Source organism: Lysinibacillus sp. NPDC097287, from assembly GCF_044761695.1.
Classification (GTDB): domain Bacteria; phylum Bacillota; class Bacilli; order Bacillales_A; family Planococcaceae; genus Lysinibacillus.
The window spans coordinates 1-1,395 of record NZ_JBIWCX010000057.1 but is presented as its reverse complement, the minus strand read 5'-3'; the positions used below and the strand labels follow the sequence as shown (position 1 = coordinate 1,395).

1 protein-coding gene is annotated in these 1,395 nt (G+C 55.4%); it reads right to left on the bottom strand.

The genetic code is table 11. From position 1 onward, the window contains the following. Positions 1-248: 248 nt before the first annotated feature. The gene (locus tag ACIQ2D_RS21990) at positions 249-1,076 is read right to left on the bottom strand and encodes a hypothetical protein (RefSeq protein WP_011331628.1); all 828 of its coding nucleotides are present in this window, start codon (positions 1,074-1,076) and stop codon (positions 249-251) included. Between the last annotated feature and the right edge of the window lie 319 nt (positions 1,077-1,395).

The window sequence follows — 1,395 nt, the reverse complement described above, 5'->3', positions numbered from 1 at the left end:
CACTACCTCACCGGCCGCCGGCACCACCGCAGACAGGCGAAGGAAAGGTGGCTACAAGACCGCGATTTCGACCTCCGATCAGCGGTCCCCAGCATGCCGACCTCTACGACATCTTTTCGGGCCGGCATCTGCACACAAGAAGTCAAACCTGCGAAACGCCACGCTAAAAAGCGGATAGACCGCAAACGATGTCCGGGCTTGGCTGTCAGCTCTTGAGCTCGCCGACCCACAACACCTCAAACAACCCGTTACTCAAGTCGAAATATGTACGGAGAGTTCGTTTCACCGTCGATACGACGCTGAAACTCAACTTGGACTTGCTGCAGCAACTCGAGGTCGTCCCAAGCAGATGAGTGATCCTTGCTCTGTTCTCGAGAGTCAAACAACAGATTCACCCACCGGGCATTGTGGGATGACCACATCACAAAGAAGACATCCGGCCACATCACCCAGACGGTGTCTACGCCAACAATCCCGTCCAGTGGGTTCAGAAGGTGTGCCACGATAGGAGCAACGTCCATTTCAACGACGGGATAGTCAAAGGGATGGGCAATCAGAAATATGTTCTTCGAGTGCGCAACCCTCACTTTCTTGTTTAGTTGGCGGAGCGCGCGATCAATCTGATTGAGGCCTTCACCTGCCAGGACCTCGTTTACAGTCGTAACAGCTGCGGTGAACGTCGTCACCATCGGAATTTCGCCACGCCCAAGGGATTGATCAATCGTGGCGTCAAACTTTCGGTACCAAAGACCAATCGATTTCACTTCGAAGTCCGCAAACCTCTTATTCGCCAAACCCATCGACGATATGGGGCTGCGCTCCGATTTCGAATGCGAAAGATCGAAGATCAAGTCTGGTTCGCCAGCACAATCAACGCTAGTCGGCGCACAGGCTAGGAATGCAGTCGTTGAAATGGCGGCTAGGTCCTCGCCCGATCTCACTTTCAGTTTTCGAAGCACCTCGTGCGGCAACGCACGGCAGAGCTCGTCGACCGCCCACCATAAAGTTCGTTGCGGTATCACCACTACGTCACTGCCCTTTGCGCCCGGATCGAGCATGAACTTATAGTCGCACATCGCAAAGCAAAGCCCCGGGAGTTCGGGTCACTTCAATCCCGGGCTTCGGCGATAGCATCAGCGGTCACCAGCATGTCGATCTCAACAACATTGGTTCCGCCGGCATCGGTGACGCGCACGGTTACTCCGGCGAGCTTGTGTACCGTCGGTCATTGTCCGCAGAGGGGAAACCGAGATGCTGTTGTCTTCCTGGCGAGTGTGTATCACCGAGAGTCGTGTGGTCCGACCCCGGATCACGGCATACCGGAGCGCGGCGAGAGAAGCCGTCGCCACCATATCCAGCCAACGAAAATGACCAGCCAGAAGTCGATTCCTACTC

Coding starts and splice junctions, on each gene's coding strand:
- ACIQ2D_RS21990 (WP_011331628.1), bottom strand. CDS start 1,076: ATGTGCGACTATAAGTTCATGCTCGATCCGGGCGCAAAGGGCAGTGAC.